General features: G+C 69.5%; 12 protein-coding genes. 10 read left to right on the forward strand and 2 right to left on the reverse strand.

From position 1 onward, the window contains the following. Window positions 1-20 precede the first annotated feature (20 nt). Window positions 21-659 carry a class I SAM-dependent methyltransferase gene (locus ACQP06_RS08440; protein ID WP_433671717.1) on the reverse strand — a complete coding sequence of 213 codons (639 nt, stop codon included), beginning with the start codon at window positions 657-659 and terminating at the stop codon, window positions 21-23. Between the two features lie 316 nt (window positions 660-975). Here ACQP06_RS08440 and ACQP06_RS08445 point away from each other — a divergent pair, with 316 nt between their 5' ends. The 10 genes from ACQP06_RS08445 (at window position 976) to ACQP06_RS08490 (ending at window position 14,414) form a co-directional block, all read left to right on the forward strand. Beyond that, window positions 976-3,669 carry a valine--tRNA ligase gene (locus ACQP06_RS08445; RefSeq protein WP_433671718.1) on the forward strand — a complete coding sequence of 898 codons (2,694 nt, stop codon included), beginning with the start codon at window positions 976-978 and terminating at the stop codon, window positions 3,667-3,669. Further along, entirely contained in the window at window positions 3,666-5,111 is a 1,446-nt protein-coding gene (gene folC / locus ACQP06_RS08450; RefSeq protein WP_433671719.1) for a bifunctional tetrahydrofolate synthase/dihydrofolate synthase, read from the forward strand. The genes ACQP06_RS08445 and folC overlap by 4 nt, the downstream gene beginning before the upstream one ends. Continuing rightward, window positions 5,108-5,512, forward strand: a complete 405-nt coding sequence (locus ACQP06_RS08455) for a DUF4233 domain-containing protein (RefSeq protein WP_379101236.1) — start codon at window positions 5,108-5,110, stop codon at window positions 5,510-5,512. The genes folC and ACQP06_RS08455 overlap by 4 nt, the downstream gene beginning before the upstream one ends. A gap of 84 nt (window positions 5,513-5,596) precedes the next feature. After that, entirely contained in the window at window positions 5,597-6,013 is a 417-nt protein-coding gene (gene ndk, locus ACQP06_RS08460; protein WP_357090206.1) for a nucleoside-diphosphate kinase, read from the forward strand. A 480-nt stretch (window positions 6,014-6,493) separates the two neighbouring features. Further along, on the forward strand, window positions 6,494-9,595 hold the full coding sequence (locus ACQP06_RS08465; protein ID WP_433671720.1) for a translation initiation factor IF-2 N-terminal domain-containing protein: 3,102 nt from the start codon (window positions 6,494-6,496) through the stop codon (window positions 9,593-9,595). Window positions 9,596-10,144: 549 nt separating this feature from the next. Continuing rightward, window positions 10,145-10,456 carry a 50S ribosomal protein L21 gene (gene rplU, locus ACQP06_RS08470; RefSeq protein ID WP_357090204.1) on the forward strand — a complete coding sequence of 104 codons (312 nt, stop codon included), beginning with the start codon at window positions 10,145-10,147 and terminating at the stop codon, window positions 10,454-10,456. A gap of 40 nt (window positions 10,457-10,496) precedes the next feature. Further along, window positions 10,497-10,763: a 50S ribosomal protein L27 gene (rpmA, locus tag ACQP06_RS08475; protein ID WP_040806195.1), complete on the forward strand. Its 267-nt coding sequence runs from the start codon at window positions 10,497-10,499 to the stop codon at window positions 10,761-10,763. 160 nt (window positions 10,764-10,923) lie between these two features. Next, complete coding sequence (gene obgE, locus ACQP06_RS08480; protein WP_433671721.1) at window positions 10,924-12,375, forward strand: GTPase ObgE; 1,452 nt, start codon at window positions 10,924-10,926, stop codon at window positions 12,373-12,375. 184 nt (window positions 12,376-12,559) lie between these two features. Continuing rightward, entirely contained in the window at window positions 12,560-13,639 is a 1,080-nt protein-coding gene (proB, locus tag ACQP06_RS08485) for a glutamate 5-kinase (protein WP_357090723.1), read from the forward strand. 286 nt (window positions 13,640-13,925) lie between these two features. After that, the gene (locus tag ACQP06_RS08490) at window positions 13,926-14,414 is read left to right on the forward strand and encodes a DUF4254 domain-containing protein (protein WP_379273029.1); all 489 of its coding nucleotides are present in this window, start codon (window positions 13,926-13,928) and stop codon (window positions 14,412-14,414) included. Window positions 14,415-14,495: 81 nt separating this feature from the next. On the opposite strand, the gene ACQP06_RS08495 is transcribed toward ACQP06_RS08490, so the two are convergent. Continuing rightward, entirely contained in the window at window positions 14,496-15,596 is a 1,101-nt protein-coding gene (locus ACQP06_RS08495; RefSeq protein WP_433671722.1) for a methyltransferase, read from the reverse strand. Between the last annotated feature and the right edge of the window lies 1 nt (window position 15,597).

The raw sequence follows: 15,597 nt of genomic DNA on the forward strand, positions 1-15,597 counted from the left end.
GTGTGGGGCACCAGTCGTATTCAGGCCGGGCGGGCGATGAGCAGGTAGCCGGTCATCGGCCTGTTGGTGATCTCACGCTGATCGACCGTGAGGCCGGCCCGCTCCAGCGCCGCACGGACCTCGGCGACCGGTCGCAGCGTGAATCCGTAAGAGGTGAAAGGCATTTTCGCCATCCCGTCCGGGTCGCCGATGCCGATCACCAAGCGGCCCTTGGGCTTCAGGACGCGAGCCAGCTCGGTGCAGGCCGCGTCCAACTCGGGCACGAAATAGATGGTGTTGCAGGTGATTACGGCGTCCAGCGAGTCGTCGGCCAGGGGGAGTTGGGTCAGCGATCCCTCGACCAGGCGCAATCGCTTGGAGGACAGATCGGCCGAGTACTCGGCGCGGGCCCGGGACAGCATGTCCGCGGAGAGCTCGACTCCGGTCACGGTGCCGGTGGTACCGACCCGGCCCAGCAGCAGCGTGAGGCCGATGCCGCCGCCGAAGCCGATATCGGCGGCCGCGTCGGTGGGGGTGACCTCGGCGGCGGTGACCGCGGCCTCGATCAGGGGGCGGTTGCCTCGGTTGAGCACGCGGGCGACCACCTTGCCGAGGGTGCCGCTGGGGTGGCCCAGCTGGCCGGCGACCGTCGACATCAACCGTGTGACAATCGGATTCATGGATTTCAGGCTACCGCTCGGTTGCCTCGAAAGGGCCATGTGACGACACGGATACGACTCCGGTCACGACGCGGGAACAATGTGTCCGACACAACGTGATTGCAACGAAACCTGGTCTACCCTGGCCCATTTGGCTCAGAACCTGAGAATTGGCCAAGGATCCGGGGGAATGCGCCGAAACGGCGGTAGGCTGACCATCGAGGGCGGGGCTTTCGGTGTCCCTCATCCACCGAGAGCCCCGCCCTTCGGCTATCCAAAATCACCCCTGGGAAAAACCCGGTCGTTGGGCGATAATCCCAGCCCTTAGAATCACACGGTGACCAGCGCAGCCTCTGAGAACCCGCGTAATCGTGCCGATGCCCTCCCCAAGAGCTGGAACCCCAGCGACGTCGAGGCCGACCTGTACGAGCGCTGGGTAGGCGCCGGTTACTTCACCGCCGACCCGGGCAGCGCCAAGCCCGCGTACTCGATCGTGCTGCCCCCGCCGAACGTCACCGGCACCCTGCACATGGGCCACGCCCTCGACCACACCCTCATGGACCTGCTGACCCGCCGCAAGCGCATGCAGGGCTTCGAGGTGCTGTGGCTGCCCGGCATGGACCACGCCGGCATCGCCACCCAGACCGTGGTGGAGAAGCAGCTCGCCGTCGACGGCAAGACCAAGGAAGACTTCGGCCGCGAACTGTTCGTCGACAAGGTCTGGGACTGGAAGCGCGAATCCGGCGGCCAGATCCAGGGCCAGATGCGCCGCCTCGGCGACGGCGTCGACTGGAGCCGCGACCGCTTCACCATGGACGACGGGCTGTCCCGCGCCGTGCAGACCATCTTCAAGCGCCTCTACGACGCGGGCCTCATCTACCGCGCCGAACGCCTGGTGAACTGGTCGCCGGTGCTGAAGACCGGCATCTCCGACCTCGAGGTGGACCACAAGGAGGTCGAGGGCGAGCTCGTCTCGCTGCGCTACGGCTCCCTGAACGACGACGAGCCGCACGTGATCGTCGCCACCACCCGCGTGGAGACCATGCTCGGTGACACCGCCGTCGCGGTGCACCCCGACGACGAGCGCTACCAGGCCCTCATCGGCACCACCGTCTACCACCCGATCACCGGCCGCCAGATCCCGATCGTGGCCGACGACTACGTGGACCCCGAATTCGGCTCCGGCGCGGTCAAGATCACCCCGGCGCACGACCCCAACGACTTCGAGCTCGGCCTGCGCCACAACCTGCCCATGCCGACCATCATGGACATCACCGGCAAGATCGCCGACAGCGGAACCGAATTCGACGGCATGGACCGCTTCGAGGCCCGGGTCAAGATCCGCGAGCGGCTCGAGTCGGAGGGCCGCGTGGTCGGCCGCAAGTACCCCTACATCCACCAGGTCGGCCACTCCGAGCGCTCCGGCGAACCCATCGAACCCCGCCTGTCCATGCAGTGGTGGGTCAAGGTCGAGGGCATCGCCAAGGCCGCCGGCGACGCGGTCCGCAACGGCGACGTGAAGATCCACCCCGCCAGCCAGGAACCGCGCTGGTTCGAGTGGGTCGACAACATGCACGACTGGAACATCTCCCGTCAGCTGTGGTGGGGCCACCGCATCCCGATCTGGTACGGCCCCGAGGGCGAGATCGTCTGCGTCGGCCCCGACGAGCAGGCCCCCGAGGGCTACGTCCAGGACCCGGACGTGCTCGACACCTGGTTCTCCTCGGGCCTGTGGCCCTTCTCCACCATGGGCTGGCCCGACTCCACCGAGGAACTGCGCAAGTTCTACCCGACCAGCGTGCTGGTCACCGGCTACGACATCCTCTTCTTCTGGGTCGCCAGGATGATGATGTTCGGCATGTTCGTCTCCGACGACCCGGTGCTCACCGCGGGCAAGGACGCCAAGCAGGTCCCGTTCCAGGATGTGTTCCTGCACGGCCTGATTCGCGACGAACACGGCAAGAAGATGTCGAAGTCGCGCGGCAACGGCATCGACCCGCTGGACTGGATCGAGGAGTACGGCGCCGACGCCACCCGCTTCACCCTGGCCCGCGGCGCCCAGCCCGGCGGCGACCTCTCGGTCGGCACCGCGCACGTCAGCGCCTCGCGCAGCTTCATCACCAAGCTGTTCAACGCCACCAAGTTCGCGCTCATGAACGGTGCGCAGCCGGGCGAACTGCCCGCCCGCGACACCCTCACCGACAGCGACCTGTGGATCCTGGACCGCCTCGACGAGGTCATCGCCGAGGTCGACGGCGCCCTGGACCGCTACGAGTTCAGCAAGGCCCTCGAAGGGCTCTACCACTTCGCGTGGGACGAATTCTGCAGCTGGTACCTGGAATTGGCGAAGGTCCAGTTCGCCGGCTCCGAGGAGCGCGCCGCCAGCACCCGCGTCGTGCTCGGCACCGTCCTCGACGCCGTGCTGCGCCTGCTGCACCCGGCCGTCCCCTTCGTCACCGAGACCCTGTGGCAGGCCCTCACCGAGGGCGCGGAGGGCGAGTCCATCGTCATCTCCTCCTGGCCGACCGTCTCCGGCGCGACCGCCGACGCCGCGGCCGCCCGCCGCGTCGCCGACACCCAGAAGCTGATCACCGAGATCCGCCGCTTCCGCGCCGACCAGGGCCTGGCCGACAGCCAGAAGGTGGCGGCGAAGCTGATCGGCATCGATACCGCCGACCTGTTCGCGCAGGAAGCCGGCATCGCCAACCTGGCCAAGCTCACCGCCGCCGGTGACGACTTCGCCGCCACCGCGTCGCTGGAGGTGCGGCTGTCCGCCGCCACCGTGACCGTCGAGATCGACACGTCCGGCACCGTCGACCTCGACGCCGAGCGCCGCCGCCTGGAGAAGGACCTCGCCGCCGCGCAGAAGGAGCTCGCCGGCACCAACGGCAAGCTCGGCAACGAGGCCTTCCTGGCCAAGGCCCCCGACGAGGTGGTCGCGAAGATCAAGGCGCGCAAGGAGATCGCCGAGGGCGACGTCGAGCGCGTCACCGCACGCCTGGCCGAGATCGCCAAGCTGGCCGCCAAGTGAACGACGAACCGGAGCGTCAGTACTCGGAGGGCTCGCTGTCCCACGGCACCTCGCCGGTGGATCTCGCCGAAATGGCGCTGGTCGAGGCCGAACTCGACCAGCGCTGGCCGGAGACCAAGATCGAGCCGTCGCTGTCCCGGATCGCGACGCTGATGGACCTGCTGGGCTCGCCCCAGCAGTCCTATCCGGCCATCCACATCGCGGGCACCAACGGCAAGACCTCGGTCACCCGGATGATCGACTCGCTGCTCACCGCGCTGCACCGGCGCACCGGGCGGATCACCAGCCCGCACCTGCAGCTGGCCACCGAGCGCATCGCCATCGACAACGCGCCCATCACGCCGGGACGGTATGTCGAGGTGTACCGGGAGCTGCTGCCGTACATCGAGATGATCGACGCGCAGTCCAAAGCCGCCGGCGGCCCGGCCATGTCGAAGTTCGAGGTGCTCACCGGGATGGCCTACGCGGCCTTCGCCGAAGCGCCCGTGGACGTGGCCGTGGTGGAGACCGGACTGGGCGGCCGCTGGGACGCCACCAATGTGATCGACGGCCAGGTCGCCGTCATCACTCCCATCGGGCTCGACCACACCGAATACCTCGGCCCCGACCTCACCTCCATCGCGGGGGAGAAGGCCGGGATCATCAAGAAGGCCCCCGAGGACGAACTGTCGCCGCGCGACACCGTCGCCGTCATCGCCCAGCAGGAACCCGAGGTCATGGACGTCCTGCTGCGCCGGGCCGTCGAGGTCGACGCCGCCGTGGCGCGCGAAGGCTCGGAGTTCCAGGTGCTGTCGCGCCGGATCGCCATCGGCGGGCAGATGCTCGAATTGCAGGGCCTCGGCGGCGTGTACGACGAGATCTTCCTGCCCATGCACGGCGAACACCAGGCCCGCAACGCGGTGCTGGCCCTGGCCGCGGTCGAGGCGTTCTTCGGCGCGGGCGCGTCCCGTCAGCTCGATATCGACGCCGTGCGAGCCGGATTCGCGAGCTGCCTCAGCCCCGGCCGGATGGAGCGCATGCGCAGCGCGCCCACCATCTTCATCGACGCCGCCCACAACCCGCACGGCGCCAAGGCGCTGGCCGCGACCCTCACCAGCGAATTCGACTTCCGCAAACTGGTCGGCGTGATCGCGGTGCTGGGTGACAAGGACGCGGGCGGCATCCTCGACGCCCTGGAACCGGTCTTCGACGAGATCGTCGTCACCGAGAACGGCTCCCCGCGCGCCCTGCCCGTCGACGACCTGGCCAACCTCGCGGTCCAGCGCTTCGGCGACGAACGCGTGGCCGTCGCCCACGACCTGGCCGACGCCATCGAAACCGCCATCGCCCTCGCCGAAGGCGGGGAGGACGCCGAACTGGTCTCGGGCGCGGGCATAGTCATCACCGGCTCGGTCGTCACCGCCGGGTCCGCCCGCAGCCTGTTCGGAAAGGATCCCGCATGAGCGACGCCACCCCCGAGGTCCCGCCCCCCGCCACCGATCCGTGGAAGGGCCTGCGCGGCGTCATGGCCGGGACCCTGGTCCTGGAGGCCATCACCGTGCTGCTCGCGCTGCCGGTGATCAGCGCGGTCGGCGGCGGCCTGCGCTGGTGGTCGGTGCTCTACGTGGTGGGCCTGGCCGTGGTCATGTTCCTGGGCGCGGGCGTGCAGCGCCGCTCCTGGGCCATCCCGTTCAACCTGGCCCTGCAGGTGGCTCTGCTGCTGGGCGGCTTCATCCACATCTCGATCCTGGTGATCGGTGTGGTGTTCGTCGCCGTGTGGGTCTTCGTGCTGTTCCTGCGCTCGGACGTGAAGAAGCGCATGGAGGCGGGAACCCTGCCCAGCCAGCGCATGTCGGGGGCCTGAGTAGCGCCGCCGAATCGGGCAGCCCGGGGCATCCGCCCCGGCCTGCGTTTTTCCTGCCGAGCAAGCGACGGTTAGGCTTCACGGGTGACTGAGCAGACCTTGGTACTCATCAAGCCCGATGGCGTGGCCCGTGGCCTCGTCGGGGAGATCATCACCCGCATCGAGCGCAAGGGCCTGAAGCTCGCGGCCATGAAGCTCGTGAACGTCTCCGAGGAAGTGGCTGTCGTCCACTACGCCGAGCACGCCGAGCGTCCGTTCTTCGGTTCCCTGATCGAGTTCATCACCTCCGGCCCGGTCGTCGCGGCCGTGCTCGAGGGTGAGCGCGCCATCGCCGCCTTCCGTCAGATCGCCGGCGGCACCGACCCGGTCGAGAAGGCCGTCCCGGGCAGCATCCGCGGCGACTACGCCCTCGAGACCCAGTTCAACCTCGTGCACGGCTCGGACTCGCCGGAGTCCGCCAAGCGCGAGATCGACATCTGGTTCCCCGGGTTCGCGCACTGATCTTGCGGGAGCGTTTGCTCCCGCTTCCTCCTCGGCCGGGTCCGGGGCCACGCCCCCGGACCTGCCACCCAGCGGCCGCTCGCGAGACTCGCGAGGCCGCTCCGGGCCGCGTGGGCACGACGCCCCGGCACGGTGTGGGATACTGGCTCTGGAAGTGACCGACGCCGGCCGTTTGCGGCAGGCATCGTTCACCTCCGATTGACACCGCGGAGCGACGGACGATCATCGCTGCCGCCGACGGCTCCAAGACTCGGCCGCCGGGCAGGCACGCTGGATGAACGCTCGTGACGCGGAGTTGAGCCAACCAACCAGGCGCCACGTGAACTGTTAGCCCGAACGACGAGATACCGGTGATAACGGGCCACGCGGCGCGAAGACTTACGATCTCGCGCCTCCGGGCGTGAGGCCAACAAGACAGCGCCCCCGCGTCGGCCGCGTCACTCCTCGGAGGAACGCGCCCGGGGGCCCCGAGGAGATTTCGTGGCCGATCAAGAGCCGCAGGACGCATCGCAGGTGAACGGTGAAGGGGGCGCTCAGATCACCCCGGCTGCCGGACAATTGCCGGAACGGATCCGAGTGCACGCACTGGCGAAGCTGCTGGGCACCACCAGCAAACGTATTCTGGCCCACCTGACCGAGATGGGCGCGCAGGCGAGAAGCCCGCAATCCAGCCTGGACCGGACCGTCGCCGAGACCGTGCGCGACGCCTTCGGACCGCGTGATGTCGAGGCCGCCCCCGCCGGGCCCGAGCCGATCGCCGAGACCACCGTCGACGCCGCCATCGCCGCGGACGACGACCGGGCCGCCGACGAACTGGCCGCCGAGGAAGTGGAGGCCGCCGAGGCCGCCGCCCCGGCCGGCACCGCGCAGTCCACCCTGTTCGCCAGCCCCTTCCTGAGCGAGGCGCAGGCCGAGGAACAGGTCCAGTACCAGCCGTCCGCCGTCGTCGCGGCGCCGCTGTTCCTGTCGCCGGACGCCACCACGGTCGAGGAGACCCGCCGCAAGCGCCGCGAGCGCAAGCCCCGCGCCGAGGAGCCGGTGGCCGAGGAGAAGGTCACCGAGGACACCGCGGTCACCGAGGAGACCGCCGCCGAGGACGCCGAGGACGAGGGCGACTGGGACGGCGATCAGGATCGTGAGCAGCGTGAGGGCACCTCCCGCCGCCGTCGCCGGGGCCGTCGTGGCCGCGGCCGGGGCCGGGGCGAGCAGCACGGTGACGCCGACGGCGAGGACGGCGAGGAGTCCGAGACCGAGGACGAGTCGGCCGAATCCGCCGAGACCGACACCGCCGACGAGGACGACGACGCGGGTGTGCCCGAGGGGTCGAGCAGCCGTCGCCGCCGTCGCCGTCGCCGCCGCAAGGGCGGGGACGACAACGAGCCCGAGGTCTCTGACGACGACCCGCCGAACACCGTCGTGCACGAGCGCGAGCCGCGCAGCAAGCGCCGCGCCCAGGTCGACGAAGTGCAGGGCATCAGCGGTTCGACCCGCCTGGAGGCCAAGCGCCAGCGCCGTCGTGACGGTCGCGAGGCCGGCCGCCGCCGCCCGCCGATCCTGACCGAGTCGGAGTTCCTGGCTCGCCGCGAGGCGGTGGACCGGGTGATGGTGGTGCGCGAGAAGCAGTTCGCCGACCACCCGACCTCCACCACCCAGGTGGCGGTGCTCGAGGACAACATCCTGGTCGAGCACTTCGTGACCTCCACGGGCTCGGCGTCCATGGTCGGCAATGTGTACCTGGGCAAGGTGCAGAACGTGCTGCCGTCGATGGAGGCCGCCTTCGTCGACATCGGCCGCGGCCGCAACGGCGTCCTGTACGCGGGCGAGGTGAACTGGGAGGCCGCCGGTCTGGGCGGCAAGGAGCGCAAGATCGAGCAGGCGCTCAAGCCCGGTGACACCGTGCTGGTGCAGGTCTCGAAGGATCCGGTGGGCCACAAGGGCGCTCGCCTGACCACGCAGATCAGCCTGGCCGGTCGCTTCCTGGTGTACGTGCCGGGTGGTTCGTCGACCGGAATCTCGCGCAAGCTGCCCGACACCGAGCGCAAGCGGCTCAAGGAGATCCTGCGCGACATCGTGCCGCAGGACGCGGGTGTCATCATCCGCACCGCCTCCGAGGGCGTCTCCGAGCCGGAGCTGGCTCGCGACGTGGAGCGGCTGCAGGCGACCTGGCGCACCATCGAGGAGCAGTCCAAGCAGGGCTCCGGCGCGCCGAAGACCCTGTACGAGGAGCCGGACCTGCTGGTCAAGGTGGTCCGCGACCTGTTCAACGAGGACTTCTCGAAGCTGGTCATCGAGGGCGAGCGCGCCTGGACCACGGTCGAGAACTACGTCCGCACGGTCGCTCCCGACATGCTGGCCCGCGTCGAGCGCTACGACAACAGTGCGGTGGACGTCTTCGGCAGCCTGCGCATCGACGAGCAGCTGGCCAAGGCGCTCGACCGCAAGGTGTGGCTGCCCTCGGGCGGCACCCTGGTGATCGACCGCACCGAGGCGATGACCGTGGTCGACGTCAACACCGGCAAGTTCACCGGGGCGGGCGGGTCCAACCTCGAGGAGACGGTGACCCGCAACAACCTGGAGGCGGCCGAGGAGATCGTGCGCCAGATGCGGTTGCGCGACATCGGCGGCATGATCGTGGTCGACTTCATCGACATGGTCCTGGAGTCCAACCGGGATCTGGTGCTGCGCCGCCTCACCGAGGCGCTGGGCCGCGACCGCACCCGTCACCAGGTCTCCGAGGTCACCTCGCTGGGCCTGGTCCAGATGACCCGCAAGAAGCTGGGCACCGGCCTGGTCGAGGCGTTCTCCACCACCTGTGAGTCCTGCCATGGCCGCGGCATCCTGGTGCACAACTACCCGGTCGAGTCCTCGGCTCCGGCGGGGGACAGCGGCGAGGGCGTGAGCCGTCGCGAGGGGTCGCGTCGTCGTCGCAAGGACCGCAATGCGGCTGCCGCCGAGGCCGCCCCGGCCGTCGAGCCGGTGGCCGAGGAACCGGCCGAGAAGCACGAGGACGAGGCGGAGAAGGCCGAGAAGGCCGCCACCAAGCGGGCCCACCCGGTCGCACTGGCCATGGCCGCGCACACCGACCACCCCGACGAGGACGGTGTCGCCGAGGGCGCGCCGCTCACCAACGGCGCCGCCGCTGCGGCGATGACCGAGGTCGCCGCCCTGGACGCGTCGGCGGAGGCCGCCGAGCTGGTGGAGGAGGCACAGGCCGCGTCCGGTGCGCAGGCCGCCGAGTCCGCGCCCGCCGCGGACACCGTGGTGGTCGAGTCCGAGCCGGAGGGGATCGAATCGCCGATCGCCGAGGCGCACGCGGCCGTCGCGGCGATCGCCGCCCTGGAAGCCGCCGCGGCCGCGCCGGTCGCCTCGGGTCGTCGTCCCGCCCGTCGCCGGGTGGCGCGCACGGCGTCGGCTCCGGCCACCGACAGCAAGGGCGCGGTGTTCGTGCTCTCCAGCGGTGATCAGGCCGATAAGCCGGGCTTCAACCTCGACGACCTGGCTCCGGCCGTGGTGCCGCCGCGGGCTCGCCCGCGTCGCCGGTCCGCGGGCCGTCCGGCCGGTGCGCCGGAGGGCGAGAACTAGCCGGTCAGCGTGAGACGAGCTGTGGCCCCGCCGGATTCCGGCGGGGCCACAGCTTTTCCCCGGGGTGATGAACGCCATTCATGGATCGCTCACGGTCCGGCCATGTCGAGCACACAGGCTCCGGGCGTCCGATCACGACTGAAGAAGGAAATACCATGGGTTCCGCAGCCGACTTCCTGAGCGATGTGCTCGTGCAGACCATCACCAAGCTGCTCTCCGCCGGCAGCAGCAGCGTCAGCGCCAAGTAATCGCGCTGTCGGTCAGGATGGCCCGCCGGTCGCACCCGGCGGGCTTTCGTGTTTCCGGCCGGGGCGGCCCGGTTTGGTCGGGGTCAGGCCTGTCCTGTAGTCTTGGTCAGTCGCTGCCCCCTGCGACGGCACTCTGTTGTGACTAGTGCTGTGAGTGGGCCCGGTTCGGTTCGCAGAACCACTGGCCCGAGGCGGCGGTGAATACCCCAGACCAGTCTGCGGCGGTCCCCGGTGTGAATCGGATGACCGGCCGTGTGAGCATAGTGCCGAGCACTTGTAAAGAAAGAAGGGCAGCCGACCGATGGCAACGTACGCAATCGTCAAGACCGGCGGAAAGCAGTACAAGGTCGCGGTCGGTGACCTGGTGAAGGTCGAGAAGATCGAGGGTGAGCCGGGCACTGCGGTGTCGCTGGCGCCGGTGCTCGTCGTTGACGGCTCCGAGCTGACCTCCGATGCTGACAAGCTGGCGAAGGTTTCCGTGTCCGCCGAGGTCGTCGAACAGACCAAGGGCCCGAAGATCCGTATCCACAAGTTCAAGAACAAGACCGGCTACCACAAGCGTCAGGGCCACCGTCAGAAGCTGACGGTCCTGAAGGTCACCGGCATCAAGTAATCCGACTTGGGGTTCGTCACCCCTGCACGAGGAGTTAGTCATGGCACATAAAAAGGGTGCATCCAGCTCGCGCAATGGTCGCGATTCGAATGCCCAGCGGCTCGGTGTGAAGCGCTTCGGCGGTCAGACCGTCAAGGCCGGCGAGATCCTGGTCCGCCAGCGCGGCACGCACTTCCACCCCGGCGTCAACGTCGGCCGTGGCGGCGACGACACGCTGTTCGCTCTCGAGGCGGGCGCGGTGCAGTTCGGCACCAAGCGTGGTCGCAAGACCGTCAACATCGTGGTGCCGGAGCCGGTGAACGCCTGACCGGCGCACCGGAGTTCGCTCCATCAGCTTTTCGAAGCGGGTCAGGGTTTGTAGTAACCCTGGCCCGCTTTGCTGTTCACAGCCCCGCTTCCGGCATTCCTGGCCGAGGCCCGGGGCGTCACATCCAGTCGACAAGTCCTGAAGGAGGATGATCACCGATATGTCCAAATTCATCGACCGTGTCGAGCTGCACGTGCGCGCGGGCAAGGGTGGGCACGGCTGCGCCTCGGTGCGCCGGGAGAAGTTCATGCCGTTGGGTGGTCCCGATGGCGGCAACGGCGGCAATGGCGGGGACGTGATCCTCGAGGTCGACCCGAACGTGCACACGCTGCTGGACTTCCATTTCCACCCGCATGCCAAGGGCGGCAACGGCAAGCCCGGTGAGGGCAGCAACCGCAATGGCAAGCAGGGCGAGGGACTGCTGCTGAAGGTGCCGGACGGCACCGTGGTGATGAGCCTCGACGGCGAGGTGCTCGCGGACCTGACCGGTTCGGGCACCCAGTACGTGGCGGCGCGCGGCGGTCGCGGCGGGCTGGGCAACGCGGCGCTGGTGTCCAAGGCGCGCAAGGCGCCCGGTTTCGCGCTGCTCGGCGAGGACGGCCAGGAGCGCGATGTCGTTCTGGAGCTGAAGTCGGTCGCCGATGTCGGTCTGGTGGGCTTCCCGTCGGCCGGCAAGTCGTCGCTGGTGTCGGTGCTCTCGGCGGCCAAGCCGAAGATCGCGGACTACCCGTTCACCACGCTCGTGCCGAACCTCGGTGTGGTGCTGGCGGGTGACACCACCTTCACCGTGGCCGATGTGCCCGGTCTGATTCCGGGCGCGAGCGAGGGCCGCGGTCTGGGCCTGGACTTCCTGCGGCATCTGGAGCGTTGTGCGGTGCTGGCCCACGTGGTGGACTGCGCCACGCTGGAACCCGGCCGCGATCCGGTGTCGGATGTGGACGCGCTCGAGGCCGAGCTGGCCGCGTATCAGCCCGCGCTGGTCGGTGACACCGGTCTGGGTGATCTGGCCGATCGCCCGCGCGTGGTGATTCTCAACAAGGCCGACATCCCCGACGCCGACGAGCTGGCCGAGTTCGTGCTGCCGGAATTCGAGAAGCGCGGCTGGCCGGTGTTCAAGATCTCGGCGGTGAGCCGGGAAGGCCTGCGGCCGTTGACCTTCGCGCTCGCCGAGATGGTCGCCGAGTACCGCACCGGGCATCCGAAGGCGGAGCCGAAGCGCGCGATCATCCGACCGGTCGTCAAGGGCGACAGCGGTTTCCGCGTGATTCGCGATCCCGAGGTCGAGGGCGGCTTCATCGTGGTGGGCGAGCGCCCCGAGCGGTGGGTGCGCCAGACCCAGTTCGACAACGACGAGGCCGTGGGTTACCTGGCCGACCGCCTGGCTCGCCTCGGCGTCGAGGAAGAGCTGGTCAAGCTGGGTGCGGAGCCCGGCGCGTCGGTGACCATCGCGGACTACTGCTTCGATTGGGAGCCTTCGATTTCCGCGGGCGTGGAGACCTTGATGACCCGCCGCGGCGTGGACCCGCGTCTGGATCAGACCGAGCGCATCGGCGCGGCCGAGCGCAAGCACGCCTCGCGTGTGCGCCGTGGTCTGGTCACCGACGACGAGTAATACAGTGTCGCGCGGCCGTTCGCGAGGAGGCGAGCGGCCGGTGCGGACGGACAATGAATTCGGGTGCGACGGTGCGTGGGTATCGCGGGCGAATTGAGGTGTGGTGCAAGTGAGTTCGAGTGGCGCACAGGCCAAGGGAGCGGCGGAGCTCGGCGCTGACGGGCTCAGCGCCGCGCGGCGGGCCATCGCGTCCGCGCGCAGCGTCGTGGTGAAGATCGGGTCGTCGGCGCTGACCAGCCTGGAAGGCGGTCTGGACACCGGTCGCCTGGATCAGCTGGCCGACGCGGTCGAGGGCCGCATGCGCGCGGGGTCGGATCTGGTGGTGGTGTCCTCGGGCGCCATCGGCGCGGGCATGGCCCCGCTCGGATTGTCCAAGCGGCCCAAGGATCTCGCCACCAAGCAGGCCGCCGCGAGTGTCGGTCAGCTGGCGCTGGCGCACGCGTGGGGGACGTCGTTCGCCCGCTACGACCGGGTGGTCGGGCAGGTGTTGTTGAGCGCGGGCGACTTCGGTCGCCGCGAGCCGCACCGCAATGCGCAGCGGACCCTGGACCGGCTGCGGTCGCTGCACGCCATCGCCGTGGTGAACGAGAACGATACCGTCGCAACCGAAGAGATCCGGTTCGGCGACAACGACCGGCTCGCGGCGCTGGTCGCGCATCTGGTGGGCGCGGACGCGCTGATCCTGCTGTCGGATGTGGACGGCCTCTACGACGGTGATCCGCGTAAGGGTTCGGCGAACTTCATTCCCGAGGTGCGCAGCAGCGCGGATCTGGACGGCGTGATCGCCGGTTCGGGTGGTGCGCTGGGTACCGGGGGTATGGCGTCGAAGCTCTCGGCCGCGCGGCTGGCCGCCGATGCCGGCGTGCCGGTCTTGCTGGCTGCCGCGTCGGACGCGGCGGCGGCGCTGTCGGGTGCGACGGTGGGCACGGCCTTCGCGGCGCGTCCGGTTCGGTTGTCGGCCCGCAAGTTCTGGGTCCGGCACGCCGCCGACGCGCGGGGCGCGGTGCATCTGGACGCGGGCGCGGTGGCGGCCGTGGCCGAGCGTCGCCATTCCCTGCTGGCCGCTGGGATCACCGAGGTGACGGGTCATTTCTTCGGTGGTGACGTGATCGATCTGATCGCGCCGGACGGCGGGCTGGTGGCTCGTGGCGTGGCGGCCTATGACAGCGATGAGTTGCAGACGATGAAGGGCCGTTCCACGGCCGTGCTGCCCGACAGCATGCAGCGTCCGGTGGTGCACGCCGACGACCTGGTGAAGGTTTAGTCGAGCGTCGGTTACGGGCGAATCGCGCTGGGGGAGAGGGCAAGTAACCGTACAGACTGGGCGGTCGTTCTCCTACTGCAGGGGCAGTGGGAGGGCGGGGGAAGGGCGGTGGGCGGGACCGGCGATCGGTTCATGCTGGAGGTGCACCCGGTGCCGCATCGAGATGTGCCCTTCGCCGATAGCGGTTGCCCGGATCCGGCGCGGTCCGCCCTTGCCACGCCGGGCTCGCGGTCCGGTGGCCGCCCGCGGCTCCGGGTGCGCCCGCAGCGCCCGTGGAGGTATAGGTATGTACGTACCCCAACCTGATAGCACCCAGTTGTGGCGGGCGAGCGGTCGTGACATCAGATACGACCCGCCGCTGCCCGACTGGCACGAGCTGCTGGCCGCGTTCTGTGGTCACATCGGGGATCAGCCCGAGGACCACCCGGTCACCCGCTGGTCCCGCGCGCTGGCCGAACTGCATCTGCAGCGACGCCGGGTCCACTCCGGCGACGTGGGCGGAATCGACGAGCTACGCGCTCAGCTGGTGACGTTCATCGACGAGTGGGTGGCGAGCCGAGCGCTGCGGAGGGGTGCAGCGCGGGCCGAATCCCTGGGGGCCGTGGTGGATGCGATGGCGGCCGCGCACGTGCGCGCGGTGCATCTGCTCAGGACGGCCGAGAACGTGTCGGACGAACAAGTGCACGCCGCCTGGTTCCTGCTGGCGCAGATGGCGGACGGCTGGACCGATCGGGCCGCAGGGGTTGTCGGCCCGCGGATCCGCCGTACCGCCTGAAACGCCACCGGATCCGGGTGGTAGGAGGTAGCCCGCGGTGGGCGTGTGGATTGCGCCGCACACGCCCCGCGGGCGCCTCGTTCAGATCGTCGGACGGGCCTCGATGACACAGTCCGGCGCGGCGGTCGTGGTGACCCCGGTGAGCACGAAACCACTGCGGGACAGCAGGTTTCCGAATTCGTTCTGGGTCCGTTCCCGGCCGCCGCGGGTCTGGATCAGCATCTCCAGGTCGATGACCTTGCCCGGATGCGGGCGGTGGTGCTCGGGCATCACCATCTCGATGATCAGCAGCCGCGCTTCGGATTCCATGGCGGTGCGCACGGTGCGCAGGATGCGCTCGGCGTCGGAGTCGTTCCAGTCGTGGACGATGTGCTTGAGCAGGTAGGCGTCCGCGCCCTTGGGTACGACGTCGAAGAAGCTGCCGGGTTCGACGGTGAGGCGGCCGGTGAGCCCGGGGCCCAGCAACTGCTTCTCGAGGCCCTCGGCCACCCGCGGCAGGTCGAACACGGTGCCGCGCATGGACGGATGGCGTTGCAGGATGTCGACGAGCAGGCTGCCCCGGCCGCCGCCGACGTCCACGATCGAGCCGAAGCGCCCGAAGTCGAACGCGGTCTGCAGCGGTTCGGTGGCCAGGCTGCTGATGCTGGTCATGGCCCGGTCGAAGACCTCCCCGGCCTCGGGGTGCTGCTCGGTGAACTCGAAGAACTCCATGCCCTCCAGCTCGGTCCAGAGCGACCCGCCGGTCCGGACCGAGGTGGCCAGATGCGTCCAATGCTTGCGATGCAGTTCGGAGCCGAAGAAGACGAACAGATCGCGCAGCGTGACGTCGGTATCGGTGCGCAGCGCCTGCGAGACACCGGTCAGCTGGTAGCTGCCGTCCCGGCGCTGGTCGAAGACGCCCGCGCTGACCAGCAGGCGCAGCATTCGGCCCAGCGCGTCCTCGTCCACGTTCAGGGTGCGGGCCAGGTCGGCGACGGGTTTGGGGCCGTCGGCCAGCGCGGCGGCGATGCCCAGCTCCGCCGCCGCGCAGATGGCCTGGGAGACGTACCCGGCCGTCCCCAGCTCCAATAGCGCGATGTGGCCGGGGGCCAGCCGCCGGTGCAGGACAGCCAGGCTGTCCCGCAACCAGGTGACGGCGCGCAGGAGCGGCAACGGTGGGATCTTGGATGGTGCGGACGCCATG

Source organism: Nocardia sp. CA-136227, assembly GCF_050955695.1.
Taxonomy (GTDB): Bacteria; Actinomycetota; Actinomycetes; order Mycobacteriales; family Mycobacteriaceae; genus Nocardia.